This is a genomic window from Arthrobacter sp. SW1 (assembly GCF_001766675.1).
Lineage (GTDB): Bacteria > Actinomycetota > Actinomycetes > Actinomycetales > Micrococcaceae > Arthrobacter.
This window is the reverse complement of record NZ_MJLT01000002.1, coordinates 75,338-98,694: the sequence shown is the minus strand read 5'-3', so window position 1 is coordinate 98,694 and position 23,357 is coordinate 75,338. Positions and strand designations below refer to the sequence as shown.

Sequence of the window (23,357 nt, the reverse complement as noted above, 5' to 3'; positions counted from 1 at the left end):
GAACGGCGGCCGATTGGCCGAAGCCAACCAACCGCCGTCGTACATCACAAACGGAAGACTAGAACTCCCAGTCCTCGTCCTCGGTGTTCACGGCCTTGCCGATTACGTAGGAGGAACCCGAACCGGAGAAGAAGTCGTGGTTCTCGTCCGCGTTCGGGGACAGCGCCGAAAGGATCGCCGGGTTCACATCGGTCACGGAGGCCGGGAACATGGCCTCGTAGCCGAGGTTCATGAGGGCCTTGTTGGCGTTGTAGTGCAGGAACTTCTTGACGTCCTCGGCCAGGCCCACGCCGTCGTAGAGGTCGTGGGTGTACTGGACTTCGTTTTCGTACAGCTCGAAGAGCAGTTCGAAGGTGTAGTCCTTGATTTCCTGGCGCTTCTCCTCGGACACCTTTTCCAGGCCGCGCTGGAACTTGTAGCCGATGTAGTAGCCGTGGACGGCCTCGTCGCGGATGATGAGGCGGATCAGGTCAGCCGTGTTGGTGAGCTTGGCGCGCGAGGACCAGTACATGGGCAGGTAGAAGCCCGAGTAGAACAGGAAGCTCTCCAGCAGGGTGGAGGCCACCTTGCGCTTCAGCGGATCGTCGCCCTGGTAGTAGTCCATGACGATCTGCGCCTTCTTCTGCAGGTTCTCGTTCTCGAGGGACCAGCGGAAGGCGTCGTCGATCTCCTTGGTGGAGCACAGGGTGGAGAAGATCGAGGAGTAGCTCTTGGCGTGCACCGACTCCATGAACGCGATGTTCGTGTACACGGCTTCCTCGTGCGGGGTGAGCGCGTCCGGGATCAGCGACACCGCGCCGACCGTGCCCTGGATGGTGTCCAGCAGGGTCAGGCCCGTGAACACGCGCATGGTGAGCTGCTGCTCCTCCGGGGTCAGCGTGTGCCAGGACTGGACGTCGTTGGACAGCGGCACCTTCTCCGGCAGCCAGAAGTTGTTGACCAGGCGGTTCCACACCTCCACGTCCTTGTCGTCCTGGATGCGGTTCCAGTTGATCGCTTCGACGTGGCTGAGCAGCTTGACCTTCTCGGTCATTTCGTCCCCTTAACGTATGTGTTCTTTAAGGTAAGCGTACGACGCCGGGCGCGCGCCCGGCGTCGTACTCTTCAGTTTTTGAGGGTCTCGACAGGCTCGACCATCAGCGGCGTCAGAGCATGCAGCTGACGCAACCCTCGACTTCCGTTCCTTCCAGCGCGAGCTGGCGGAGGCGGATGTAGTAGAGCGTCTTGATGCCCTTGCGCCAGGCGTAGATCTGGGCCTTGTTGATGTCACGCGTGGTGGCGGTGTCCTTGAAGAACAGCGTCAGGGACAGGCCCTGGTCCACGTGCTGCGTGGCAGCGGCGTAGGTGTCGATGATCTTCTCGTAGCCGATCTCGTACGCATCCTGGTAGTAGTCCAGGTTGTCGTTGGTGAGGTACGGCGCCGGGTAGTAGACGCGGCCGATCTTGCCTTCCTTGCGGATTTCGATCTTGGCGGCCACCGGGTGGATCGACGAGGTGGAGTTGTTGATATAGCTGATGGAACCCGTGGGCGGCACGGCCTGCAGGTTCTGGTTGTAGATGCCGTGCTCCATGACGGAAGCCTTCAGCTCGCGCCAATCATCCTGGGTGGGGATGTGGTGGTTGGCGAAGAGCTCGCGGACACGCTCGGTGGCCGGAACCCATTCCTGCTCCGTGTACTTGTCGAAGAACTCGCCACTGGCATACTTGGAGTTCTCGAAACCGCCGAACTTCTCGCCGGTCTCCATGGCGAGCTTGTTGGAAGCGCGCAGCGCGTGGAACAGCACCGTGTAGAAGTAGATGTTGGTGAAGTCCAGGCCCTCTTCGGAACCGTAGTGGACCCGCTCGCGGGCCAGGTAGCCGTGCAGGTTCATCTGGCCGAGGCCGATCGCGTGGCTCTGGGCGTTGCCCTGGGCGATGGACGGCACCGAGTTGATGTAGGACATGTCCGACACCGCAGACAGCGCACGGATGGACGTCTCGATCGAGGCGCCGAAGTCCGGGGAGTCCATGGTCTTGGCAATGTTCATCGAGCCCAGGTTGCAGGAGATGTCCTTGCCGACAGTCTCGTAGCTGAGGTCTTCGGCGTAGATGGACGGCGTGGACACCTGCAGGATTTCCGAGCACAGGTTGCTCATGGTGATCTTGCCCGCGATCGGGTTGGCCCGGTTCACGGTGTCCTCGAACATGATGTACGGGTAGCCGGATTCGAACTGGATCTCCGCGAGGGTCTGGAAGAACTCGCGGGCGTTGATCTTGGTCTTCTTGATCCGGGAGTCGTCCACCATCTCGTAGTACTTCTCGGTGACCGAGATGTCGGAGAACGGCACACCGTAGACGCGTTCGACGTCGTACGGGGAGAACAGGTACATGTCCTCGTTCTTCTTGGCCAGCTCGAAGGTGATGTCCGGGATCACGACGCCGAGCGAGAGGGTCTTGATGCGGATCTTTTCGTCCGCGTTCTCACGCTTGGTGTCCAGGAAACGGTAGATGTCCGGGTGGTGCGCGTGCAGGTACACGGCGCCTGCGCCCTGGCGGGCACCGAGCTGGTTGGCGTAGGAGAAGCTGTCTTCGAGGAGCTTCATGACCGGGATGACGCCGGAGGACTGGTTCTCGATCTGCTTGATCGGCGCACCGTGCTCACGGATGTTGGTCAGGGACAGCGCCACGCCGCCGCCGCGCTTGGACAGCTGCAGGGCGGAGTTGATGCCGCGGGCAATCGACTCCATGTTGTCTTCGATGCGCAGCAGGAAGCAGGAAACCAGCTCGCCGCGCTGGGCCTTGCCGGCGTTGAGGAAGGTGGGGGTGGCCGGCTGGAAGCGGCCATCGATGATCTCGTCCACCAGGCGGGTGGCGAGCTCCTCGTTGCCGCGGCCCAGGTGCAGGGCCACCATGCAGACGCGGTCCTCGTAGCGTTCCAGGAAACGCTTGCCGTCGAAGGTCTTCAGCGTGTACGAGGTGTAGAACTTGAAGGCGCCCAGGAAGGTCTCGAAGCGGAACTTCTTCTTGTAGGCGCGGTTGAACAGCTCACGGATGAAGTTCATCGTGTACTGGTCGAGGGTTTCGCGCTCGTAGTACTGGTTCTTCACCAGGTAGTCGAGCTTCTCTTCCAGGTCGTGGAAGAACACGGTGTTGTTGTTGACGTGCTGCAGGAAGTACTGGTGGGCAGCTTCACGGTCGGCTTCGAACTGGATCTTTCCGTCCGCGCCGTACAGGTTCAGCATGGCGTTGAGCTCGTGGTAGCCCAGGCCCTTGTAGGCCTCGGGGAGCGGCTTCTTGTCCTGTCCTGTTTCCACGGAAGGCGCTACTCCTGCTTCTGCGACAGTCGATTCCAAAACGTGTCCAACCCTTCGTTGACACGGTGCACGTCTTCCGGCGTGCCCATGAGTTCGAATTTATAGAGATGCGGAACCTTGCACTTGGCGGCAATGATGTCGCCGGCCGCGCAGTAGTTGTCCGCGAAGTTCGTGTTGCCCGCTCCGATCACCCCGCGGATCAGGGCCCTGTTCTGCGGGTTGTTCAGGAACCTGATGACCTGCTTCGGCACCGAACCTTCACCGTTGGTGCCGCCATAGGTCGGCACTACCAGCACATAGGGTTCCAGCGCGAGCAGCGGGGCGTCTTTGGCGTAGAGGGGAATCCGGGCGGCATCCCGTCCCAGTTTCCGGACGAAACGCCGGGTGTTCTCCGAGGTGGAGGAAAAGTAGATGAGGTGACTCCTCGTGCTGACGGTTTCACCGTCGGTACGTGCAGTTGCTGTTGCCAGCGCTGCCATGGGGGTCACCTCATCTGTGTAAATCCTTGGTGGCCGGTGCGGTAGTCCTAGGCCACGGAAGCGGCCGCGACGGCCAGTTCTTCGATCTTGTCCGGGCGGAATCCAGACCAGTGGTCCTTTTCGGTCACCACAACGGGGGCCTGCATGTAGCCGAGGGCCTTCAGCCGCTCCAGTGCCTCAACATCCTGGGAGATGTCGACGCTCTGGTAGGCGATGCCCTTCTTGTCCAGCGCCCGGTACGTGGCGTTGCACTGAACACAGGCCGGCTTCGTGTAAACCGTGACGGTCATGATCCCTGTTCCCCTCAGTTGAAGTCTTGTTCTCGTATTCAGCAGGCACCTGCCGGAAGCTACTGCTGAATCCGATCCCGGCCCGCTTGCTGCAGTGGCGGCCAATGCTCTTTGCCGGCCCTGTTTGCCTTGGGTCCGTCTTGCGCGGCTTCCCGCCCAATCCGTAAATCGATACTACATGTAGTGCAAGGCGCTGGTGCGGACCCCAAGATGATGTATTACAAGTATGTCATTTAACGCACCGTTAGTCCACAGGCGGGGGCAGGAAAAATGGCCGGAAATCCGCCAAAAGCGCCTCCTCCGTCCACACCCTGTGGATGGGTTAATCACATTTGAATCCCCGCGTGTCGCGGCGCGCCGGGCGTGTCGCGGATAGTGTCCGCAGGCGTCCCGGATCACACCACGAAGGGAGCCGCAGCGGCCCGGCTACACTGGCTGGGCACGGATTCGCGCTCCCACATCTGACTCGCCGAAGGATCACTGATGGTCAACCTGCTCCACCTGCGCACGCTGCTTGAAGTGACGCGGCTCGGGTCCTTTGCCGCAGCCGCCGCACGGCTGGGGTACACGGCGTCGGCGGTCTCCCAGCAGATGGCCGCGCTGGAACGCGACACCGGCGTCGAACTCTTCCACCGCTCGGCCCGCAGCGTGGTTCCCACCGAGGCGGCGTCCACCATGGTGCGGCACGCGTCCAAGGTGCTCACCGACGTCGAAGCCCTGCTCGCGGCAGCGTCCCGCAGCCACGACTCCCCCGCCCAGGAACTCCGCCTGGGCATCTTCCCCAGCCTTGCCACCTACGTCCTCCCGGACATCCTGCGGAACCCACGGTGGAACGACCTCGGCATCGAACTGCGGGTTTCCGTGGCCGAACCCGCCCAGACCATCCAGGGCCTGCGCACCGGCGGCGATCTTGACGTGGCCCTCGTGTACCAGGTGGGCCAATCGGGCCTCGCCTGGCCGCACACCTTGGACCGCCAATGGATCGGCGACGACGACTTCCGGGTGGTGCTGCCCGCATCCTGGGGCATCCGCGAAGACGCCGAAATGCAGGCGAGCCAGCTTTCGGACATGCCGTGGATCATCCACCACCCGGGAACCAGCGACGCCCTGGTGATCGAACGCCTCTTCGCCAGCTGCAATCTGCATCCGCGGGTGGTGGCCTACAGTGACGACTTCCATGCCAGCCTCGAAATGGCGGCAGCGGGCCTCGGCGCGGCGCTGGTACCGGAACTGGCGCTGCGGCACCGGCCGGCCGGCGTCGTCGTCCTGGATGTTCCGGACATCCGCCTGGCCCGCAACGTCTTTGCCTTGCTCATCAATGAAAAGCGCACCGCGCAGGTGCAGCTCTTCACCGAACTGCTGGCCGATACGCTCCGAAGCACCTCGCTGGCTCCCGCCGTCAAGACCCAACCGGGCACCAAACGGCAGGCCGGAAAGTCACAAGCGGGACGCCTTCCCTGATTTCCTCCCGGATGCTGGAACAGCTCCGGTCTTGGGTCTACATTGTTGGCATGAGCAAGGTAGCGAGCAAACATTTCGGGGAGATTGAGCTCAACCACGGGCGGGAACACTGCTATGTGGCCTCGCACGAACTCGCCGGAACTCCCCTGGAACTTGACCTGAATGTGGGCGCGCACGACCACTTCGACGAGCGCGCTCTGCACAAGGTGGACTACCGTCTGGGCTATCTTCCCGAACTGGTCGAACAGATCCGCGACATGATCGCGGACGAGCTCGCACAGGAGGGCACCAACTCGCAGCAGTTCCTGCACTTCCACTCCACGCAGCTCAAGGAAGAGCAGCTGGAGGCCGTGTTCGGCGTCCGCGACAAGGACGAACTGACCCACGACGTATTCCTGAAGGCCCTCAGGCTCGGACACGTTGCCATCTATCCCGGGCAGCCCGAGCGGTACTTCGTACTGGACTTCACCCTCGGCTCGCACTTCACCGATGAAGTGCTGGTGGCGGCCGCCGATGAGGACGGGGTGGTGGATGACGAAATCCTCTGGGAGTCCTGAGTCCCTGACTTAAACCGCGCCCTTAAACCGCGACGCCGGGGCTCACCACGGGCGTTCGACCGTGCTGTTGGTCTCCGGGTTGCGGAGGTACTCGCTGCGCTGTTCGCTCTTCAAGCGCTCCTGCCGGGCTTGGCGCTGCGACTCTTCGAGCCGCTTCAGCTGCTCCTGTTCCGTGGCGTTTTCCTCCGGGGCGTCACCCCCGTCGCCGCCTTCGCCTCCGGCGTCACCGGACTTGGCGGCGAGGCGCTCCCGGGCATCGGACAACCGCCTGCCTTCGCCCGCAGCGTTGCCTGCTCCGCCCGCGTCGAAGCACCCGGCGGGCGCGCCCCGGACCACCTCGAGGCCTTCCGCGTACAGGGCTTTGGCGCCGGCGTCGTCACCCGCGGAGCGTTGTCCATCGCCGAGCCGCTCGATGCCGAGGACCAGGTTCACCCGGATCCTGCAGCCGTCGTTCTCCGGCGCAGAACGCAGGGCAGCTTCGAAGGACGCCCTGGCGGCAGCGAAATCACCGCGGAGCACGTGGGCGTCGCCCGTGGCGAAATCGGCCTTCCACGGCTCAATGAGGTTCACGGCACCAAGCCAGGCGGCTGCCGTCTCCAGCGCCCCGGCATCCTTGCCGTCGAAGGCATCGGCCGCGGCGGTGCCCAGCGGTCCGAGCGACAACATCTTCGCGGACGCGGCCAGCACCACGACGGCCGGCAACGCTGCCCACGCGAGGCGGCGCCGCCGTCGCACGTTCTTCGGTGAGGCATTCATGCGGAACCTCCCTTCCCGGGTCCGCGGAGCCGTCTCAGTTCCCCGAAGTGCCGCACTGGGCCGGGCAGTGCGAAGCCGAAGGCCAGGAGCGCGAGGATCCAGTACAGCTCCGTCCGGCCCGTTGCGTCCTCCTCGGAGGCGCTGAGGGTTCCGGGAGCGGCCTTGGCCAACGCCGGCGCGATGGCGTCGCCGGCGGACCGGTGCACGTACGGGACTCCAAGGCCATCCGCGATCCTGCGGAGTTGGGTCTCATCGATGCGGGAAAGCGCGTCCCGCCTGCCGCCGTCGGCGTTTTCCAACAGGTACGAGCCGTCCCCGCCGACGTCCTTCATGCGGCCGCCCTCCGCGGTTCCGTAGCCAAGCACCGCTCCCCCGGCCACCATGGCGCGGTCGATGCCGAGGTCCGGTGCGCCGGGCTTGGCGCTGGTGTTCTCGCCGTCGCCAAGATAGAACACGACGGCGGGCCGGCCGGGATGCTGCTCTCCCGCGGCCTGGAGCCGCTCCGCCAGGAGGGGGCCCGCCGCGGTGACGCTGCTCCCCTGGGAATACACCGCCGGCTGCGGTTGCAGCACCTCGACTGCCGCGGCCAGTGCGTTGGCGTCCTGGGTGAGCGGCATGCGCACGGCGGACGTGCCGTCGAAGGTGAGCAGGGCGAACTTGGCGCCGGCCAGCTCCCGGGCGATGGCCGCGATATCGGAGCGGACGCCATCGAGCCTGGGGACAGCGTCGCCGTAATCCTCGGCGGCCATGCTGGTGCTGCTGTCCACCACAAAGAAGACATCGAGTTCGGCGGTGGCGGCGCGGGCGTCCCCGCCCGGCCAGCCCGGCCGGAACGCGGCCGCGATAAGGAGCAGGGCGGCAAGCGAACGCAGCAGGACAGCGCGGCGGTGCGCCGGCGGACGGGCCAGCAGGATGGCGCTGACAACGACCCCCAGTGCCGCCGCGGCGAGCAGCCACCAGGGCAGGACCGGAGCAAAGCTCAGCGGGCTCACCGTTCAATCCTCCAGGCCGCGACCAGGAGCACCGCAGCGGCAAACAGCGCCGCGAGCAGCGGGAGCTCCGGCCGGTCGGACACGATCAGCTGCGGGGCACCTTTCAAGGCCGTGGCTTCGCCTTCCTGGACCTTCTGCACGATTCCGGGAACGGCTTCGGGACTGTCCGGCGCGAAGTAGCTGCCGCCACTGGCCTCGGCGACGGCCCTCAGCCGGGCGCCGGGCTGGTCCTTGCGGCCCCCGTAATCGAGATCGCCCGGATTGAGGGCATGGATCCGGATGTTCCTGGGCTTGGCGAGCTGTGCGGCTTGTTCCAGCGTGAAGATCGGGGCACCGGAAACGTAGTTGTCCGTAGCCAGGATGATGCTGCGGGAACGCTTGCTGTCCTCGCCGCCGGCGGCTGCTGCTGCCGGGAAGCTTCGGATGCAGCCGGCCAGTCCATCACCGATCAGCGATGTGCCGCTGCCACCCCACGTGCCGCTGAAGAAGGAGTCGCCGCCGTCGTCGAAAGCTTTGCGGGCCGTGGCAAGTTCCTGGGCAATGTAGTCGTAGTCGTCGCTCAGCGGGAAAAGCTGCACGGCGCGGCTGTCGAACATGACCATGCCGATACGTTCGCCGTCGAACTCCTTGGCGAGTTTTTCGAACACGGCGGTGATGGCGGCATCGGTGCTTGCCATCGACCCCGAGACGTCCAGGCACAGGATGATGTCGCGGTTGCGCAGTTCCGGCTGGGTGGTGGTCCGTTCCGCCGGGCGGGCGGCCGCGAGGGCTGTTGCCGCGATGAACAGGAATCCGGAGGCGACGGCGGCGGCGAGCCAACGGCGGTGACGTCGCAGGGCGCGCCGGTATTCCGGGAGGGCGGTGAGCCGTTCGCCGTGCGCGACCGGCCGGGCGTCATGGGTGCTCCTGCGCCGTGCGGCCAAGAAGAAGGCAAGGGCCACCGCCGCGGCGGCCAAAGGCAGCACCCACCAGAAGGTCAGTTCCATGTGTGCACCGCCTGCCGGGCGAGGGCTGCGGAGCGCTCCACGCTGGATTGCGTGGCGGCCGCGAATTCGGCCGGGTACATGCCCGCGACACCCTCGGCCACGGCTCCGAGCCCGTGGTCCCGCAGTTCAGCAAGGGTCATGTGTGTGGCGTTGACGCCGCGTACCTCGCCCGCGAAGCCGCGCAGCAGGAGGCTGAGCCGCTGATGCGCTTCGCGTTCCGGCACGCGGCCCGCGGCTGCATCAGCCACCACGGCGTCAATGGCGGCAAGGTAACGCGACCGCAGGGTGGACATGTCCGCCGGAGGCGTGCCAGGCGCTGCCGCCCTGCGCTCCTGCCGGGCCGGTCTCAGGAGCCAGGCGATGACGGCCGCCAGCAGCACGAGGCCCAACCACATCCATTGGCTTCCGTACTGCAGCGGGGCGTAGAAACCCAGGTCATCCTGCACGTTGCTGCCCCCTGCCCGCGGCGCGTCCCCCGGTGGAATGCGGGGGACGGGAGCGGTGCCGCTCCAGCATGGCGAAAAGCGCGGCGACTACCTCGGTACTGCTGCCGGCGCGGCCTTCGGCAATGCCAAGCCGACGGAAGAGATCCTGCCTGCGCTGCTCGCGTTCCCGCGAGGCCTGGTGGTAGGCCGCCCTGACCGCGGCGTTGCCCGCGAGGGCCGCCGGAATGCCGGAACCGTCGGCGACGTCGAAGGCATCGGCCGGATTGGATGCCGCCAGCTCGGCATCCCGGACGGTGAACCACAGCAGCTCATGCCTGGCCTGCAGGCGGCGCAGCAGCAGTTCCGTCCCGGCGTCGGGCATGACCTCATCGGCGACGACCACCACCAGCATCCGTCGCTTGAAGGTACGCAGCACGTCGTCGAGCTGCCGGCCGATGCCGCTCGGCCCGCCGTCGAGCGTTGTGCTGCGGTGGACCTCCTGCAGGAGGCGCTCGAGGTGGTCTTCGCCGCTGCGCGGCGGGATGGTGGAGGAGCCGACGGCGGTGCCGTGCACGAGGCCGACGACGTCGCCGTGCCGGTGTGCGAGATAGCCGAGGACGCCGAGGGCCTGGACGGCGATATCGCGCTTGGCTTCACCGGAGACGGCGAGCGCAGACATGTTCCGTCCCGTGTCCGTGACCAGCAGGACGGTCTGCCGGCGGATGGCGACGTAGCGCTTCACGAGGGGCGAGCCGTGGCGGGCGGTGGCTTTCCAGTCGATGTCGCGGACTTCGTCGCCGGGCGTGTAGGCGCGGAGTTCGTCGAAGTCAAGGCTGCGGCCCTTGAAGACGGAACCGTATTCGCCGTCGAGCAGTCCAAGGGTTTTGCGGTGCGCGAAGATGAACATCTTCGACTGCACCCGTTTGAGAAGGCTCGCCACGGGCGCCTCAGGGAGTCTGTACCGCGGCGAGGACGGCGTCGATGACCGTCTCCACCCGGATGTTTTCCACGACGGCGTCAAAGCCCAGCACCACACGGTGGCGCAGGATGCGGTGGGCGAGGTTCTTCACGTCCTCGGGGATCACATGGTCCCGCCCATTGAGCAGGGCCTGGGCCCGGGCGGCCTGGCTGAAGGCGATGCTGGCGCGCGGGCTGGCACCGAACTCCACCAGGTTGGCAAGCCTTGGTTCGAGGTATTGGGCGGCGTTCCGGGTGACGTAGGAGATCCCCACGATGTAGCGGACGATCGCGGGGTCGATGTAGATCCGGCGGACAATGTCCTGCGCTTCGACGATGGCGTCCAGGGACGCGGCCGCCGGGGGCTTCTGTGCCGCACTGTAGACCCCGGCGTCGATCCTGCGGATGATCTCCGCTTCCTCGGCCGGGCCCGGGTAGTCCAGCACGTCCTTGAGCATGAAGCGGTCCATCTGGGCTTCGGGGAGCCGGTAGGTGCCTTCCTGCTCAATGGGGTTCTGGGTGGCGAGCACCAGGAACGGCGAGGGCAGCGGATAGCTCTGCCCGCCGATGGAGGTCTGGCGTTCCTGCATGGCTTCGAGCATGGCGCTTTGGGTCTTGGCGCTGGAACGGTTGATTTCGTCCAGGAGCACGATGTTGGCGTGCACGGGCCCCAGCTGTGTGACGAAGGTGCCCTTGGCGGCGTCGTAGATCTGGGTGCCGGCGATGTCGCTCGGAAGCAGGTCCGGGGTGCACTGGATGCGGCGGAAGTCGGCGCTGACCGATTCTGCGATGGCCTGGGCCGCCGTGGTCTTGGCCAGGCCGGGCACGCTCTCCAACAGGACATGTCCACCCGTGAGGAGGGCGATCAGCAGGGTTTCACGCAAACGGCCCTGGCCCACCACCTTGGCGTCGAAACTGCGGGAAACGGCGGCAACGAGCTGCTGGGCCCGGGCCATTTCACCCGCTTCAATGCTGACTGTGGCGGTGTTCTGAAGCACCCGTTGCCCCCTCCGCTGGATTGCTTGTTCGATGTGCCGTTCCAGCCAAGCCGAACGGCTCCGGACCGGCAATGGGGAGCCCTCCCCATGACGGGTCCTGAGGTCTATCCTTTAGCCATGATTGAGCTCCCAGACAGTTACCAAGCGTATCTTGATGGCCAGGCTGAGCGGACCATCCAGGCCGTGCGCCCCATCCTGATGCAGTCGGCCGCGGACCAGCTCCACGGTGTCCGGATCACCTACAACCCCGGAGCAACCGGCCATCAGGCCCACCTCGACGAGAGCCTCCCCTACGGGACCATCGTGGAGGATATCGACTGACAGCGCGGCGGCCGGCCCGTTATCCACGCCGGCCACTGCGAGCGCCTCGAGCGGTCTCACGCCACGGACTCCCCCAGCCCCGGTGCTCCGTGACGGCATCGCCCTTCCCGGGCCGTGGCGCCGGACAGCGACGTCCGGAACGGCGGGCCGGAGGAGTGCGTGATGCGAAACGGACGGATTCCGGCGGCACTGGCCGCCGTCGTCGTGCTGTTGTTCGGCGGGGTTCCGCAGCAGCCGGGCGGCGCTCAACAGGCTGTAGTCGAAGCACAAGCAGTACCGGGGCAGTTGCACGTCACGGCCGCCGGCGACTACTCGGCGTCGGACGCCGCGGCAGGGGTGCTCTCCCGGATCGCTGCGCTGGGCCCGGAGCTGCACCTCGCCCTGGGCGACCTCTCCTATACGGCCGCCGCGCCTGAGCAGGCTTGGTGCGATTTCGTCACCGCCCGTACCGGCGCCGGGTTCCCCTTCGAGTTGGTGGCGGGTAACCACGAAAGCAACGGCCAGCACGGCTTCATCAACAACTACTCGGCGTGCCTGCCCAACCAGTTGCCCGGCGTCGTCGGAACTTACGGGCGCCAATACTACGTTGACGTTCCGCAGCAGGAACCGCTGGCGCGCTTCATCGTCATCTCCCCCGGCATCCCTTTCGAGGCGGGCAACCTCAACTACGCTCCCGGGAGCAGCAACTACCTGTGGACGTCCAACGCCATCGATTCCGCCCGTGCTGCCGGTATTCCCTGGGTGGTGGTGGGCATGCATACGCCGTGCCTGTCCGTGGGCCAGTACGTGTGCGCGTCCGGGGAAGCGATCGCCAACCTCCTGATCGCCAAGAAGGTGGACCTGGTTCTGAACGGGCATGAGCACTTGTACCAGCGCAGCAAGCAGCTCTCGACGGCGGCCGGCTGCACCGGGATCACCCCGGACGTTTACAACCCGGCATGCGTGCGCGACGCGGACAACGCCCTCGCCAAAGGCGCGGGCACCGTCTTCGCGACTGTTGGCACCGGCGGCGTGGCGCTGCGTGATGTCAACCCGGCCGACCCCGAGGCGCCGTACTTCGCGGCATGGTCCGGGCTGAACGCGAGCCCGAGCCATGGCCTCCTTGACCTGCAGTTCACCACCACGGCCTTGAGCGCGGCGTTCACCGCCACCAGCGGCAGCTTCAGCGACTCCTTCACCATCGCCCCGGCCGGCAGCAACACCCCGCCGCAGGCGTCGTTCACCAGCAGTTGCACGGGTCTGGGCTGCACCTTCGACGGAGGCGCGTCCCAGGATCCGGACGGCAGCATCGCCGGATACCTCTGGGACTTCGGCGACGGCACCACCTCCACCGCCCAGCCGGCAAGCAAGAACTACGCTTCCTCCGGGACCCGGACAGTGCGCCTGACCGTCACGGACAACCAGGGCGCGACGGCGGTCGCCACCCAGGCGGTCACCGTCACCGCCCCGGGCGGCCTGGCCGCGGACGGGTTCGGCAGGACGGTCAGCAACGGCCTGGGCACCGCGGATTCCGGAGGCACCTGGTCCACGACGGGCAGCACCGCGAACTACTCGGTCTCCGGCGGTGCCGCACGCCTGCGGCTGGCGGCCGCCGGAACCGGCAACTATGCCTACCTCCCCGCAGTGTCCTCCGCCGCGACGGAACTGTACGTGGAGGCCGCAAGCGACAAACCGGCCAGCGGATCCGGGATGTATCTCTCGGCGGTCGGCCGCAGGATTGCAGGAGCGGGCGAATACCGGTGCAAGGTGACGGTTTCCGCCAGCGGCGCCGTAGCGCTCTCCCTGGTCCGGACCGGCGCGAGCGGCGCGGAGACCACCATCCAGTCCGCGGTCGCCGTGCCGGGCGTGAGCTATGCCGTGGGCGACAGGCTCTCCATCCGGCTGCAGGTGACAGGCACGGGTCCCACGACCATCAGGGCCCGGGTGTGGGAGACGGGCACGCCCGAACCCGGAACGTGGCAGCGCAGCATCACCGACAGCACGGCCGCCCTCCAGGCGCCGGGTGCCATCGGCTTCACGAACTACCTCTCCGGCTCCGCCACGAACGCGCCCGTGACGGTACTGCTGGACAACCTCCAGGCGAACGTGCCGTAGTCAGCCCTTCATCGCCCCGGACATGGCGAAGGCGTTGCCGGAGCCGCGGGACATCAGCGTGTAGAGCAGCAGCACGGGCAGCGAGTAGAGGATCGAAAACGCGGCCAGCTCGCCGTAGGCGATGGCACCGTGCTGGCCGAAGAAGCTGAAGATGGATACGGCCGCCGGTTGCTTGGACGGTGAGAGCAGCAGGATGAAGGGGACGAAGAAGTTCCCCCAGGCCTGGATGAACACGAAAATGAACACCACGCCCAGGCCTTGCCGCATGAGGGGCAGCACCACCGTCCGCAATGCCGCCATGGCGGAGGCCCCGTCCACCCAGGCCGCTTCCTCCACCTCCAGGGGGACGGAGTCCATGAAGTTCTTGGTCATCCAGATGGCCATGGGCAGCGTGGTGGTGGCCATGAAGAAGATGGTCGCAGGCACCGAGTCCAGGAAGTTCAACTGCACGAACAACCCGTAGACCGGCACCATGATGGCGGTGACCGGCAGGGAAGTGCCGAAAAGCACCGAGTACATGAACGGCTTGTTGAAGCGCGAAGGATGCCGGGACAAGGGATACGCCGCCAGGACGGCTGCCAGGAGGTTCACGACGGCGGTCCCGCTCGCCAGCAGGAAGCTGTTCCACAGCGGAAGGAACAGGAGTTCCGGGGTCAGGACCGCGCCGAAGTTCTCCAGGGAGGGCTGCCGCGGGACCCGGGTGCCGTGCCCCGCCTCGGCATCCAGCGAGGCGAACACCAGCCACAGCAGCGGCAACAGGAAAGCGGCCCCGACGACGGCGAGCGCGGCGTTGGCGCCCCACCGCACCCGGCGGCGTCCGCGCAAGGCCGGGACCGGCGTCGTCGTTCCCTTCCGGCTCATCGCTTCGCCTCCCGCAGCAGGCGGACGTACACGATGCCGAACACCATGCCCACCAGGATCAGCACCGAGGCGATCGCCGTGCCATAGCCGATGTCGCCGAACTTGAACGCCTCCTGGTAGGCCAGGACGGGCAGCGTGGAACTTGCACCCGCGGGTCCGCCGGCGGTCATGACCCAGATCAGTGTGAAGACGGCGAGCGTCTGCAGGGTGATGAGCATGAGGTTGCTGGCGATGCTGTTCCGGATCATGGGCAGCGTGATGAAGAACAGCCGCTGGAGTCCGCCGGCGCCGTCCATGAGCGCGGCTTCCATGATGTCGGCGGGCACCTCGGCCAAGGCGGCGCGGTAGACGAGCATCGAGAAGGCGGTTCCCCGCCAGATGTTGGCCAGCACCACAGCCGCCATCGGGTAGGAGTAGAGCCAGTCGGCGCCCTCAAGGCCGGCCGTGCCGAGGATCTGGTTCAGGGTGCCGTCCCGGCTGAAATACGCATAGGCGGCGAAGGCGGCCACGATTTCCGGCAGCACCCAGGCGGCGACGACGGCGGTCCCCACCACGCGGGACAAGGCCCGGTTGCCCCGCTGCATCAGCAGGGCAAGGGCCAGGCCCAGGAGGTTCTGGCCGATGATCGCGGACGCGCCCACGAAGACAACGGTGAGCCAGAGGGCAAGCGGGAAGCCCTCTTCGTTGATCATCCGGCCATAGTTGTCCAGGCCGATCCAGGAAGGTTCGCGCGCGGCCTTGCCGCTCAGGGCAACGTCGGTGAAGGAGGCGTAAAAAGACCAGGCGACGGGGGCCAGCAGGAACAGGGCGAGCAACAGTACCGAAGGGAGGACCGGAAGCAGCCGGAGCCGCCGCCGCAGGGCACTGCCGCGCGGTACCGTGGGGCGCCGGACTTCACGGGAGCGCGGCTCTTCCGGAGAAGGCCCGCGGTCAAGGAAAAGCATGGGTCATTTCCGCAAGGACCATGGTCACTTCCGGATGACCTTGTCTTCGCCCACGATCTTCTTCACCGCGGCGCCATAGGCTGCCGCTGCTTCCGCGGGGCTCTGCTTCCCGGTGATCACGGCCTCCGTGGCTTCCTGCACGGCGCTGGAGATCCGCGGGTAGTCGGCAGTGGCGGGGCGGAAGTGCGTCACGTCCACCAGTGCGGACACATCTTTCACGAAGGGGTTGGCGGACTGGTATCCGGGGTCCGCCGCAACATCGCTGCGGACCGCGATCTGGGAGTTGGCGGTGTCGAAGGCCAGCGCGTTCTTGCGGTTCAGGGCGGTGGCCAGGAACTTGAAGGCCAGGTCCGGGCTCTTGGTCTTCGCCCCCACCGCCAGTGTCCAGCCGCCGGACATGCTTACGCCGCCCGGTTCCTGGCCGTTCTGGGTGGGGAACATCGCCACGCCCATGTCCTTGGCATAGCCGGGCCATTCGTAGGCGCCGCCTTTCTGCCAGAACGATGGCGTGTAGGAGCCTTCCACGGTGGCGCCCATCTTCCCCTTGGGAAGCCACTCGCCAAAGACCCGCTTCCAGACATTCGGGTCCAGTGCTTCCGCCGGCGTGACGGCGAGCTTCTCGTCATAGAGGGTCTTGAGGAACTGCAGCGAATCGGTGAAACCCTTGGAGCCCACTACCCACTTCTTTTCCTGCTCGTCATAGAGCGTGCTGCCCGTTCCATAAAGCAGTTCGTAGAAGCTCTGCATCACGGTGCCTTCGCCCGTGGCCTTGCCGGCGTACATGTTGAACGGGACGACGGCGGGGTCCGCAGCCTTCATTTTCCGGGCCGCCGTGAGGATGTCCTCCCAGGTCCTGGGCTGCCAGGGCACGGCGATGCCCGCTTTCTGCAGCACGGTCTTGTTGTACCAGATGGCCCGGGTGTCGGTACCGAGCGGCACCGCGTAGATTCCGCCGTCGTCCGCGCGGCCGGCGGCTTTGGCGGCGTCGGTGAAGTTGGCCCAGTCCGGCCAGGCGGCCAGGTGCTCGTCGAGTTTAAGGAGGTATCCGGCGTCGACGTCGGAACGCACCTTGAAGGTGTCCTCATAGAAGACGTCCGGCGCGGTTTCCGCCGAGCGGTGGGACAGCGCGAGCTTGGTGCCGTAATCGTCGTCATTGGCCTGGATGGGTTCCAACTGCACGGTGACACCGCTGTTGGCGGCCTCGAACTCCGTCTTCGCCGCTTTCAGGACGTCGTCCAGCGCGGTGAAGGAATCGGTCTTCTGGTAGACGACCTTGAGGGTCTTCGCTTCGGTGCCTTGCGGCGTACCTGGTGAGCACGCGGACAGGGCCAGCAGCCCGGCCGCTGCCAGCAATGCTGTCCCCATGCGGAACCGGCCCGAACGTGGCCGGCGCCGGCTGGTCTTCTCTTGGCTGGTCATGGCGCTCCGATCTCTCACGGCTGCAGCCCCCACACTCCATTCGGCCCAGCCAGTTCCCGATATTCAGATATGGTGATGCGGGCCTTTCAGCCCTCCAGCAGCAGGCGCTGCGCGCGGGGTGCCAAGGTGTGTTCAAGCACGAGGCACGCCGCCCCGATGGCGCCGACATCTTCGCCGACGCCCGTTCCGACAACTTCGATTCCATGGATGCTGTTGGCCGCACTGTTCGACGCGAGCAGCGGCGGCACGAGATCCAGGTAGCGGGAGGCCAGGCGGCCCCAGAACGGCCCGCCGAACACTACGCGTTCGACGTCCAGGGTGTTCGTCACGACGGCGACCGCGCGGGACACCAGCACCGCGGATTTGTCGATGATCGCCAGGGCGCGCTCGTCACCGGCGTCGGCGGCATCGCACAGGCGGGCGAAGCCTTCCTGGACTTCCGGCCCGTCGCTGCCATAGGGTCCGCCGGTGAGGATGCCCTGCTGCACGGCCGCGTTGACCAGCACCTGGGGGATCGCCGAGGACTTCACGCAGCCGTTGAGGCCGCAGTCGCAGGCGGGGCCGCCCGGGTCCACGATGATGTGGCCGATTTCGCCTGCGTTGCCGGAGGTGCCACGGACCACCTCGTCGTTCATCACGATTCCGCAGCCGATACCGGTACCCATGTACATGAAAACGAAGCTGCCGGTCCCGCTGATGCCGCCGGCCCAGGTCTCGGCGACGGCGGCGCTGGTGACGTCCTTGTCCACGAGGGTTTCCAGGCCGGTTGCTTCGGCAAGGGCCTCCCGCAGGTGGACACGGTGCCAGCCGCTGAGCAGCGGCGGATCCACCACGGTTCCTTCGTCCAGGTCGATCGGACCAGGAGCGGCAACACCCAGGCCGGCGATCCTGGACTGGTCCACGCCGGAATCCTTGATGAGGGTCTTGATTTCCCCGGCAATCGCGTCGATGATCACCGGCGGAGCGCCCGCAGGGGTGGCAATCCGGGAATGCCGGACAACATTGCCCACCAGGTCCAGCACCACGAAGGTAATGACGGCGGGGTCGAGGTGCACACCCACGGCGTACATGCCGCCGGGATTGAGCTGCAGGATGGTGCGCGGCTTGCCGGGGCCGCTGCCCTCCTTGCCGGCTTCCACGATCAGGTCCTGGTCCAGGAGCCTGCGGGAGATATTGGAGATGGTCTGCGGGGAAAGCCCCACGATCTGGGCAAGCTCCACCCGGCTCAGGCCGCTGGCCGAGCGCCTGATCGCATCCAGGATGACGGTGAGGTTGAAGTCACCCATGCGTGGCAGATTGGTTCCGCGCCTCGGAGTGGGCTGGCGGATCTCAGTCAAGGATTTCCCCTAAAATCAAACGGATGCGGTACTTGCATCTGCATCGTACGTCACGTGCGCCCCTGCCGGTATGTTCACACGCGGGCGCCTGCAAAGCGGCCCGGAGCGATGCGCCGGGGATGCCATGGCGCTGATGCCCGCGGCCGACGTCGAAATCACGCCGGGCCTGGTCCGCCGCCTGCTCCGCGAGCAGGTGCCGGCCCTCGCGTCCGAGCCTCTGGAGCCGGTGGCGAACGGCTGGGACAACGCCGTGTACCGCTTGGGCAGCACGCGCGCCGTCCGCTTGCCGCGGCGCGATGCCGCGGCAGGACTGGTGCTCCATGAACAGCGCTGGCTGCCCGGCTATGCCCGCCGCTCCCCCGTACCGCTTCCGGCGCCGCTGTTCGCCGGCCGGCCCGGAGCCGGATATCCCTGGCATTGGAGCGTCCTGCCGTGGTTCGAAGGCATTCCGGCCATGAGGCTGCCCCCTGTGGAGCGGAAGGCGGCTGCCGAAGAACTCGCTGCGTTCCTGGCCGCCATCCACGCACCGGCCCCGGCCGATGCCCCGGTCAATCCGTTCCGCGGCGTACCGCTCGCACACCGGTCGGCCGCGGTGCTGGAACGGCTTGGGGACAGGGATCGGTTTCCCGGAGCGGAACGCCTGCGTGCTGTCTGGGCGCAAGCCTTGGAGGCGCCGGTGCATGCGGGGCCGCCGCTGTGGTTGCACGGGGACCTGCACCCGGCCAACGTGCTGTTCACTCCGCCGCACGCAAGGGGCCCGGCGCTGGCCGCCGTGATCGATTTCGGCGATCTCGGCGCCGGGGACCCCGCCGTCGACCTCGCGGCCGCCTGGCTGATGTTCGACGACGGCGGCCGGCAGCGCTTCATGGCCGCCTACGGCGGTACCGGGGACATGTGGGAGAGGGCCAGGGGCTGGGCGCTGAACCTTGGGACCGCGCTCCTGGCGCATTCCGACGACAACCCGGCAATGCTGGAGACCGGCCGCTTCGCGCTGGGGGAACTCCTTGCGGAGCAGCGCTGACGGAGGACCGGACGCCTAGGCCTTGATGCTCCGCGTGACGGTGAACTTCGGATTCCGGCCGAGCTCTGTTGTGGCGCCGATCAGCCGCTCCAAGGCGGGGCGGTACTGCAGGTGGCTGTTGTACACCGTCCACAGTTCACCTCCCGGAGCGAGGACGCGTGCCGCGGCCTCGAACATCTTCAGGGCCGCCCCGGCATGGACGCTGGCACCCAGGTGGAAGGGCGGGTTGAGCAGGATCAGGTCCGCACTCCCCTCCCCGAAGCCGGACATCGCGTCGTCATGGACGACGGCGATGCGGCCGGCCAGTCCGTTGGCCACCGCGGTGGCGGTTGACGATGCGACGGCGGCGGCGGACTGGTCTGTGGCCGTGACCCGGGCGCGGGGATGGCTCCGGGCGTACATTGCGGCGAGGATGCCCGTTCCGCAGCCGAGATCCACGGCGTGCCGGGCGTCAGGCATACGGTCCAGGAAGGACAACAGGAAGCGGGTGCCGATGTCCAGTTTCCCGCCGGAGAACGCGGCACCGTGCGAAGCGACGGTGATTCCGAGTTCCGCTACCTCGTCCAACACCGGGAAGCGTGGCGGTCCGGCCGGCCGCTTCGGCCCGCGGGCCACCAGGACCCGGGACTTGCGTTCCGCCAGCTGCGGCTGGACACTCTCGAAAAAGCGTTCCAGTACGGAATTCATGCCCAGGGACATGTGCTTGACGCGGCCGCCGGCCAGCAGGACTGCATCGTCGGGCGCATGGCGCGCTACGGCATCGGCGATCTCCTCCAGTTCCGCAAGCGAGCGGGGCAGCTGGAGCAGGACCACAGAGGCGTCCTCAAAGAGCCTGGCGCCATAGAGCCCGCCGCCCTCCCCGGGGCCGACGGATTCGAAACGGCCGGCCAGGCCCGCCGCTTCGGCGTTGCGTTGCAGGGCGCTGCGCCCGGAGTAAAGGTCCTGCGCCACCCGGACTCCGGAAACGTCCAGCGCTGCGAGCGCGCCAAGGGTCAGCGCACCGTAGCGGTCTCCGACGACGGCGAGCCGCGCTCCGGGCGCCAAATGTTCGGCAGCGGTTTCGACCAGCAGGCGGTCGGTGGCGTCATGGGCGAAAAGATTGGGGGCCTCAACGTCCGGGAACCTCCGCAGGCCGGCCAAGATCCCTTCCAGCTCAGCTTCCCGCATCGAGCGGACCACCTTCCATCGCAAACAGAAAAACACCCCGCCCAACCGGGCGGGGTGTTTTTTCTTCCGTGGAGCTGAGGGGACTCGAACCCCTGACCCCCTGCATGCCATGCAGGTGCGCTACCAGCTGCGCCACAGCCCCGGAAATCACCCGGCAGGAACCTTTCCGTTCCCGCCGAAGCAACTCGTCAATACTAAACCACAACGGTGTGAGATAGGAAATCGAGCGTGATTCAGGCGTTGTGGCGGTTCGCGCAGCAGGTGCTGCGGATAAGGTGCGGTCGAACGGCCGCACCTCCCCCCATTTCCGCAGCACATGCTTCCAGGGACCGGCATGCGAACCGCCACTGGCCTGCCCCTCAGTGTAGGGTCATAATCAGTGTTAAACAAACCATGCATCCGGTTTCCGGGCTGAAAAGTTCAGGCAACGGATTATGACCGGAAAATCACGGTTTCGGGGACTGTTTCCGGAGCCACGCCACTGATCCGCCACAACCGCTCGGAGGGGTAGTAATGGTCCACCGTGACAAGGTCGATCTGGTGCCGGCTGAACCCGGCGTCCCACAGCGCCTCCCATGCTTCCGGAACGTCGCCCAGCATTTGAGGGCGCGGCCGGCCGGCTTCCCTGCAAAGCCCTTCGATCAGGCGCCGCACCGGTACCGGTTCAGGAAAAGCGGCATAGAAGGCCTTGCCGGGCTGCGGTCCGGCGAGCGCCAGTCCCGCTACCAATGCCCCCAGGCTTCCGGCGTCGATCACGGACAGGCGCGCGGTTCCGTCTCCCGGCCAACCGCCCGCGGCATCCAGGATCTTGAACAGTCCCGGCGCCACCCAGCGGTCGCCGTCGCCGAGCACCAGGTTCGGGCGCACCACTTCACCGCCGTAATCGAGGACCATCCGCTCGGCCGCAGCACGTGCGGCGCTGGCGGCCGACGCCGGCCGGTACGGACGCGGCCCGCCGCCCCGGTGCGGACCCATGCCATGGACGCTGGCCGTGCTGAGGTAGATGAGGCGGGGATTGCCGGCCCGGCGGCATTGCTCGATGACATGCCGCGTTCCCTCCTCATTGACCTGCCGCGCCAGGACCGGGTCCGGGCCGACATAGGAAACGGCATGGACCACCACGCCGGGCAGGCCGGCGCCTTCCAAAGCCGACAGCAGGCTACCGGGTACAGTGATGTCCACCATGGCTTTGTCCGCATGGCGCCCCTGCAGCCAGGCAGGGTCGCCCGGCTGCCGGTGGGAAGGATTCCGGGAAAGCAAGGCCACCCGGGCCTTTCCGGTATCGGCCAGTGCCGCGGCAATGCGGCGGCCGATGAAGCCGGTGGCGCCCAGCACGGCAATTCCGGAGAGCATGCCAGCAGTGCTTGTCATGCCCTGCGGGCCCTGGCAAACGATGGAATCATGAACCCAAGTATCCCGGACGGGGAACCGGAGAGGTCCTGACGCTGACATGCAACAACGAGCACAAGCCACGCGAACGGCGATTATCGAAGGCGCCGCTTCCATCTTCGAGGAAGTCGGCTACGGAAACGCCAGCCTGAGTGACGTCACCAAGCGGTCCCGCGTCACCAAAGGGGCGCTCTACTTCCATTTCAAATCCAAGGAAGACCTCGCCCTGGCCGTGATCGCCGAACAGCACAACATCGTACGGATCGCCGGCGAGAAGATCGCCGCAGCCAACCTTCCCGCACTGGAAACAATGGTCACCATGTGCAGGACGTTCGGGCAGCAGCTGCTCGATGAGCCCGTGGTGCGCGCGGGGATCAGGCTGACCTTTGAGGCCTCGGCCTTCAACGGGGACGTCAAGGGCCCGTACAAGGACTGGATGGCCACCATGGAGTACCTGACGCAGCAGGCCCAGAAAGAAGGGGACATCCGGGAAGACCTGGATGCCGGCGACTTCGCGCATTACCTTGTGGCCTCGTTCACCGGCAGCCAGATGGTGTCCAATGTGATGACAGGCAGGCAGGATGTCCTGAAGCGGATCGAAGACATGTGGGACTTCATGATGCCCGCCATCAGCCCCGCAGGCCGTGCGGCCGTCAAACCCTGACGCCGGCCCGGAGGGGGCAAGCCACAGGCAGCATCAGCCGCGGATGGCGGCACGCAGGAGCATCAGCACTTCCCCGTCATTGAGGACCCTGACCTCGAAGAGGTCCTGGCTTCCGGGGCCGGGAAGCGAGACGGCAAGTTCGGCGGGATCGGCGAGTTCCACGATCTTCACGAATTCCGCCTCAAAGCATGCGAAGTCCGCGCCGGGACACCCCGTGGCGGCGCGCACCGCCTGCCGCGCCGCTTCGATCAGGAGCATTCCAGGCACATGGTCCAGCGGATGGTCGAAGAAGATCGGATGGCTGGTGTCCACGCGCAAGGGCCAGACTCCCGGCCGGACCTCCCGGCCCAGCATGACGTTCCGGGCGCTCGCATGGCCCACTGCCGACGCCTCGAGCAGTTCGCCGCCACAGGCCGGCCGTCCCACCGCGGCGGAACGGCGGAAGCGTTCATAACCTGCCGGCGTCACGATCCTGGCTCCGGCGCTGCCCTCTCCGATGGTTTCGCCGTCCACCGTGAACCGCGCTTCGACACTGAGTGAAGCGGGTCTTCCCGCACTGAGCTTCACATCCCGGAGCTGCAGGTCCACCGACAGCTGGGTGGGGACCGAAGGATCCAGCGTGACGTTCTCCAGCGAGACGCCGATCCGGGGCATCAGGAATTTGTGGTCCATGGGAACCCCGTTGCGGTGCGCCAGCAGGATCACCGATTGCCTCAGCGTCTCCGCCATCAGCGCCGAGTCCGGACATCCGTCCCCGGACCCATAGAAGACGTGCCAGCGCGGCCACTGGGCTCCTGCCGTGAACCGCTGCGGAGCTACCTGGATAAAGTCCGTCAGGAAGACTTCCGACAGCGAAATCTTGTGGACCAGGCCCCGCCGCACGGAGGATTCGAAAAGCGCCCCGGCCCGCCTCCGGCCGTCGCCCGCATGCTGCTCACCCAACTCG

At 66.5% G+C, this 23,357-nt stretch carries 23 protein-coding genes and 1 tRNA gene; 6 read left to right on the top strand and 18 right to left on the bottom strand.

All coding sequences use genetic code 11. From position 1 onward, the window contains the following. Positions 1-58 precede the first annotated feature (58 nt). The 4 genes from nrdF to nrdH form a co-directional block, all read right to left on the bottom strand. Positions 59-1,033: a class 1b ribonucleoside-diphosphate reductase subunit beta gene (gene nrdF / locus BIU82_RS03570; RefSeq protein ID WP_070348095.1), complete on the bottom strand. Its 975-nt coding sequence runs from the start codon at positions 1,031-1,033 to the stop codon at positions 59-61. 112 nt (positions 1,034-1,145) lie between these two features. Continuing rightward, positions 1,146-3,293 (bottom strand): class 1b ribonucleoside-diphosphate reductase subunit alpha, encoded by a 2,148-nt coding sequence (gene nrdE, locus BIU82_RS03565; protein ID WP_074466402.1) that lies wholly within the window; start codon positions 3,291-3,293, stop codon positions 1,146-1,148. 8 nt (positions 3,294-3,301) lie between these two features. Further along, entirely contained in the window at positions 3,302-3,772 is a 471-nt protein-coding gene (nrdI, locus tag BIU82_RS03560; RefSeq protein ID WP_070348094.1) for a class Ib ribonucleoside-diphosphate reductase assembly flavoprotein NrdI, read from the bottom strand. A gap of 47 nt (positions 3,773-3,819) precedes the next feature. Next, a complete protein-coding gene (nrdH, locus tag BIU82_RS03555; protein WP_070348093.1) occupies positions 3,820-4,062 on the bottom strand; it encodes a glutaredoxin-like protein NrdH in 243 nt (80 codons plus the stop codon). A gap of 483 nt (positions 4,063-4,545) precedes the next feature. On the opposite strand from nrdH, the gene BIU82_RS03550 reads away from it, so the two are divergent. Together BIU82_RS03550 and BIU82_RS03545 are read left to right on the top strand one after the other, a co-directional pair. After that, positions 4,546-5,523, top strand: a complete 978-nt coding sequence (locus BIU82_RS03550; RefSeq protein ID WP_070348092.1) for a LysR family transcriptional regulator — start codon at positions 4,546-4,548, stop codon at positions 5,521-5,523. A 50-nt stretch (positions 5,524-5,573) separates the two neighbouring features. Then, a complete protein-coding gene (locus BIU82_RS03545) occupies positions 5,574-6,080 on the top strand; it encodes a DUF2004 domain-containing protein (RefSeq protein ID WP_070348091.1) in 507 nt (168 codons plus the stop codon). 42 nt (positions 6,081-6,122) lie between these two features. Here the strand turns inward: BIU82_RS03545 and BIU82_RS03540 are convergent, their stop codons facing one another. Genes BIU82_RS03540 through BIU82_RS03515 form a run of 6 tightly spaced genes read right to left on the bottom strand, consistent with a single transcriptional unit; the run spans position 6,123 to position 11,152 of the window. Next, complete coding sequence (locus BIU82_RS03540; RefSeq protein WP_070348090.1) at positions 6,123-6,836, bottom strand: hypothetical protein; 714 nt, start codon at positions 6,834-6,836, stop codon at positions 6,123-6,125. Continuing rightward, positions 6,833-7,828, bottom strand: coding sequence for a VWA domain-containing protein (locus BIU82_RS03535; protein ID WP_253182672.1), 996 nt, complete (start codon positions 7,826-7,828; stop codon positions 6,833-6,835). The genes BIU82_RS03540 and BIU82_RS03535 overlap by 4 nt, the downstream gene beginning before the upstream one ends. Then, positions 7,825-8,814: a VWA domain-containing protein gene (locus BIU82_RS03530; protein WP_070348089.1), complete on the bottom strand. Its 990-nt coding sequence runs from the start codon at positions 8,812-8,814 to the stop codon at positions 7,825-7,827. The genes BIU82_RS03535 and BIU82_RS03530 overlap by 4 nt, the downstream gene beginning before the upstream one ends. After that, positions 8,805-9,260 carry a hypothetical protein gene (locus tag BIU82_RS03525; protein WP_070348088.1) on the bottom strand — a complete coding sequence of 152 codons (456 nt, stop codon included), beginning with the start codon at positions 9,258-9,260 and terminating at the stop codon, positions 8,805-8,807. Before BIU82_RS03525 ends, BIU82_RS03530 begins: the two co-directional genes overlap by 10 nt. Beyond that, entirely contained in the window at positions 9,250-10,179 is a 930-nt protein-coding gene (locus BIU82_RS03520; RefSeq protein WP_070348087.1) for a DUF58 domain-containing protein, read from the bottom strand. Before BIU82_RS03520 ends, BIU82_RS03525 begins: the two co-directional genes overlap by 11 nt. Before the next feature lie 7 nt (positions 10,180-10,186). Next, a complete protein-coding gene (locus BIU82_RS03515) occupies positions 10,187-11,152 on the bottom strand; it encodes an AAA family ATPase (RefSeq protein ID WP_139146497.1) in 966 nt (321 codons plus the stop codon). Positions 11,153-11,311: 159 nt separating this feature from the next. Between BIU82_RS03515 and BIU82_RS03510 the strand changes: the two genes are divergently transcribed. After that, entirely contained in the window at positions 11,312-11,515 is a 204-nt protein-coding gene (locus tag BIU82_RS03510) for a hypothetical protein (RefSeq protein WP_253182671.1), read from the top strand. Positions 11,516-11,677: 162 nt separating this feature from the next. Beyond that, on the top strand, positions 11,678-13,609 hold the full coding sequence (locus BIU82_RS03505) for a PKD domain-containing protein (protein WP_070348085.1): 1,932 nt from the start codon (positions 11,678-11,680) through the stop codon (positions 13,607-13,609). Here the strand turns inward: BIU82_RS03505 and BIU82_RS03500 are convergent, their stop codons facing one another. From BIU82_RS03500 to BIU82_RS03485, 4 genes are all read right to left on the bottom strand, one after another. After that, positions 13,610-14,470, bottom strand: a complete 861-nt coding sequence (locus BIU82_RS03500) for a carbohydrate ABC transporter permease (protein WP_070348084.1) — start codon at positions 14,468-14,470, stop codon at positions 13,610-13,612. Further along, a complete protein-coding gene (locus tag BIU82_RS03495) occupies positions 14,467-15,414 on the bottom strand; it encodes a sugar ABC transporter permease (RefSeq protein WP_083292176.1) in 948 nt (315 codons plus the stop codon). The genes BIU82_RS03500 and BIU82_RS03495 overlap by 4 nt, the downstream gene beginning before the upstream one ends. A gap of 24 nt (positions 15,415-15,438) precedes the next feature. Then, complete coding sequence (locus tag BIU82_RS03490; RefSeq protein ID WP_070348131.1) at positions 15,439-16,779, bottom strand: extracellular solute-binding protein; 1,341 nt, start codon at positions 16,777-16,779, stop codon at positions 15,439-15,441. Between the two features lie 140 nt (positions 16,780-16,919). Then, the gene (locus BIU82_RS03485; RefSeq protein ID WP_070348083.1) at positions 16,920-18,119 is read right to left on the bottom strand and encodes an ROK family protein; all 1,200 of its coding nucleotides are present in this window, start codon (positions 18,117-18,119) and stop codon (positions 16,920-16,922) included. Positions 18,120-18,294: 175 nt separating this feature from the next. On the opposite strand from BIU82_RS03485, the gene BIU82_RS03480 reads away from it, so the two are divergent. Further along, the gene (locus tag BIU82_RS03480; protein WP_070348082.1) at positions 18,295-19,191 is read left to right on the top strand and encodes an aminoglycoside phosphotransferase family protein; all 897 of its coding nucleotides are present in this window, start codon (positions 18,295-18,297) and stop codon (positions 19,189-19,191) included. A gap of 15 nt (positions 19,192-19,206) precedes the next feature. On the opposite strand, the gene BIU82_RS03475 is transcribed toward BIU82_RS03480, so the two are convergent. From BIU82_RS03475 to BIU82_RS03465, 3 genes are all read right to left on the bottom strand, one after another. Then, positions 19,207-20,358, bottom strand: a complete 1,152-nt coding sequence (locus BIU82_RS03475; RefSeq protein WP_070348081.1) for a methyltransferase — start codon at positions 20,356-20,358, stop codon at positions 19,207-19,209. Between the two features lie 69 nt (positions 20,359-20,427). Next, a tRNA-Ala gene (locus tag BIU82_RS03470) sits at positions 20,428-20,500 on the bottom strand. A 290-nt stretch (positions 20,501-20,790) separates the two neighbouring features. Then, positions 20,791-21,729 (bottom strand): NAD-dependent epimerase/dehydratase family protein, encoded by a 939-nt coding sequence (locus tag BIU82_RS03465; protein ID WP_171906487.1) that lies wholly within the window; start codon positions 21,727-21,729, stop codon positions 20,791-20,793. A 79-nt stretch (positions 21,730-21,808) separates the two neighbouring features. On the opposite strand from BIU82_RS03465, the gene BIU82_RS03460 reads away from it, so the two are divergent. Beyond that, positions 21,809-22,411: a ScbR family autoregulator-binding transcription factor gene (locus BIU82_RS03460; RefSeq protein ID WP_070348079.1), complete on the top strand. Its 603-nt coding sequence runs from the start codon at positions 21,809-21,811 to the stop codon at positions 22,409-22,411. Positions 22,412-22,444: 33 nt separating this feature from the next. On the opposite strand, the gene BIU82_RS03455 is transcribed toward BIU82_RS03460, so the two are convergent. Then, positions 22,445-23,353 carry a ScbA/BarX family gamma-butyrolactone biosynthesis protein gene (locus BIU82_RS03455; protein ID WP_070348078.1) on the bottom strand — a complete coding sequence of 303 codons (909 nt, stop codon included), beginning with the start codon at positions 23,351-23,353 and terminating at the stop codon, positions 22,445-22,447. Positions 23,354-23,357 lie beyond the last annotated feature (4 nt).

Coding starts and splice junctions, on each gene's coding strand:
- nrdF (WP_070348095.1), bottom strand. CDS start 1,033: ATGACCGAGAAGGTCAAGCTGCTCAGCCACGTCGAAGCGATCAACTGG.
- nrdI (WP_070348094.1), bottom strand. CDS start 3,772: ATGGCAGCGCTGGCAACAGCAACTGCACGTACCGACGGTGAAACCGTC.
- nrdH (WP_070348093.1), bottom strand. CDS start 4,062: ATGACCGTCACGGTTTACACGAAGCCGGCCTGTGTTCAGTGCAACGCC.
- BIU82_RS03550 (WP_070348092.1), top strand. CDS start 4,546: ATGGTCAACCTGCTCCACCTGCGCACGCTGCTTGAAGTGACGCGGCTC.
- BIU82_RS03545 (WP_070348091.1), top strand. CDS start 5,574: ATGAGCAAGGTAGCGAGCAAACATTTCGGGGAGATTGAGCTCAACCAC.
- BIU82_RS03540 (WP_070348090.1), bottom strand. CDS start 6,836: ATGAATGCCTCACCGAAGAACGTGCGACGGCGGCGCCGCCTCGCGTGG.
- BIU82_RS03530 (WP_070348089.1), bottom strand. CDS start 8,814: ATGGAACTGACCTTCTGGTGGGTGCTGCCTTTGGCCGCCGCGGCGGTG.
- BIU82_RS03515 (WP_139146497.1), bottom strand. CDS start 11,152: ATGGCCCGGGCCCAGCAGCTCGTTGCCGCCGTTTCCCGCAGTTTCGAC.
- BIU82_RS03510 (WP_253182671.1), top strand. CDS start 11,312: ATGATTGAGCTCCCAGACAGTTACCAAGCGTATCTTGATGGCCAGGCT.
- BIU82_RS03505 (WP_070348085.1), top strand. CDS start 11,678: ATGCGAAACGGACGGATTCCGGCGGCACTGGCCGCCGTCGTCGTGCTG.
- BIU82_RS03500 (WP_070348084.1), bottom strand. CDS start 14,470: ATGAGCCGGAAGGGAACGACGACGCCGGTCCCGGCCTTGCGCGGACGC.
- BIU82_RS03495 (WP_083292176.1), bottom strand. CDS start 15,414: ATGCTTTTCCTTGACCGCGGGCCTTCTCCGGAAGAGCCGCGCTCCCGT.
- BIU82_RS03490 (WP_070348131.1), bottom strand. CDS start 16,779: ATGGGGACAGCATTGCTGGCAGCGGCCGGGCTGCTGGCCCTGTCCGCG.
- BIU82_RS03485 (WP_070348083.1), bottom strand. CDS start 18,119: ATGGGTGACTTCAACCTCACCGTCATCCTGGATGCGATCAGGCGCTCG.
- BIU82_RS03480 (WP_070348082.1), top strand. CDS start 18,295: ATGGCGCTGATGCCCGCGGCCGACGTCGAAATCACGCCGGGCCTGGTC.
- BIU82_RS03475 (WP_070348081.1), bottom strand. CDS start 20,358: ATGCGGGAAGCTGAGCTGGAAGGGATCTTGGCCGGCCTGCGGAGGTTC.
- BIU82_RS03465 (WP_171906487.1), bottom strand. CDS start 21,729: ATGACAAGCACTGCTGGCATGCTCTCCGGAATTGCCGTGCTGGGCGCC.
- BIU82_RS03460 (WP_070348079.1), top strand. CDS start 21,809: ATGCAACAACGAGCACAAGCCACGCGAACGGCGATTATCGAAGGCGCC.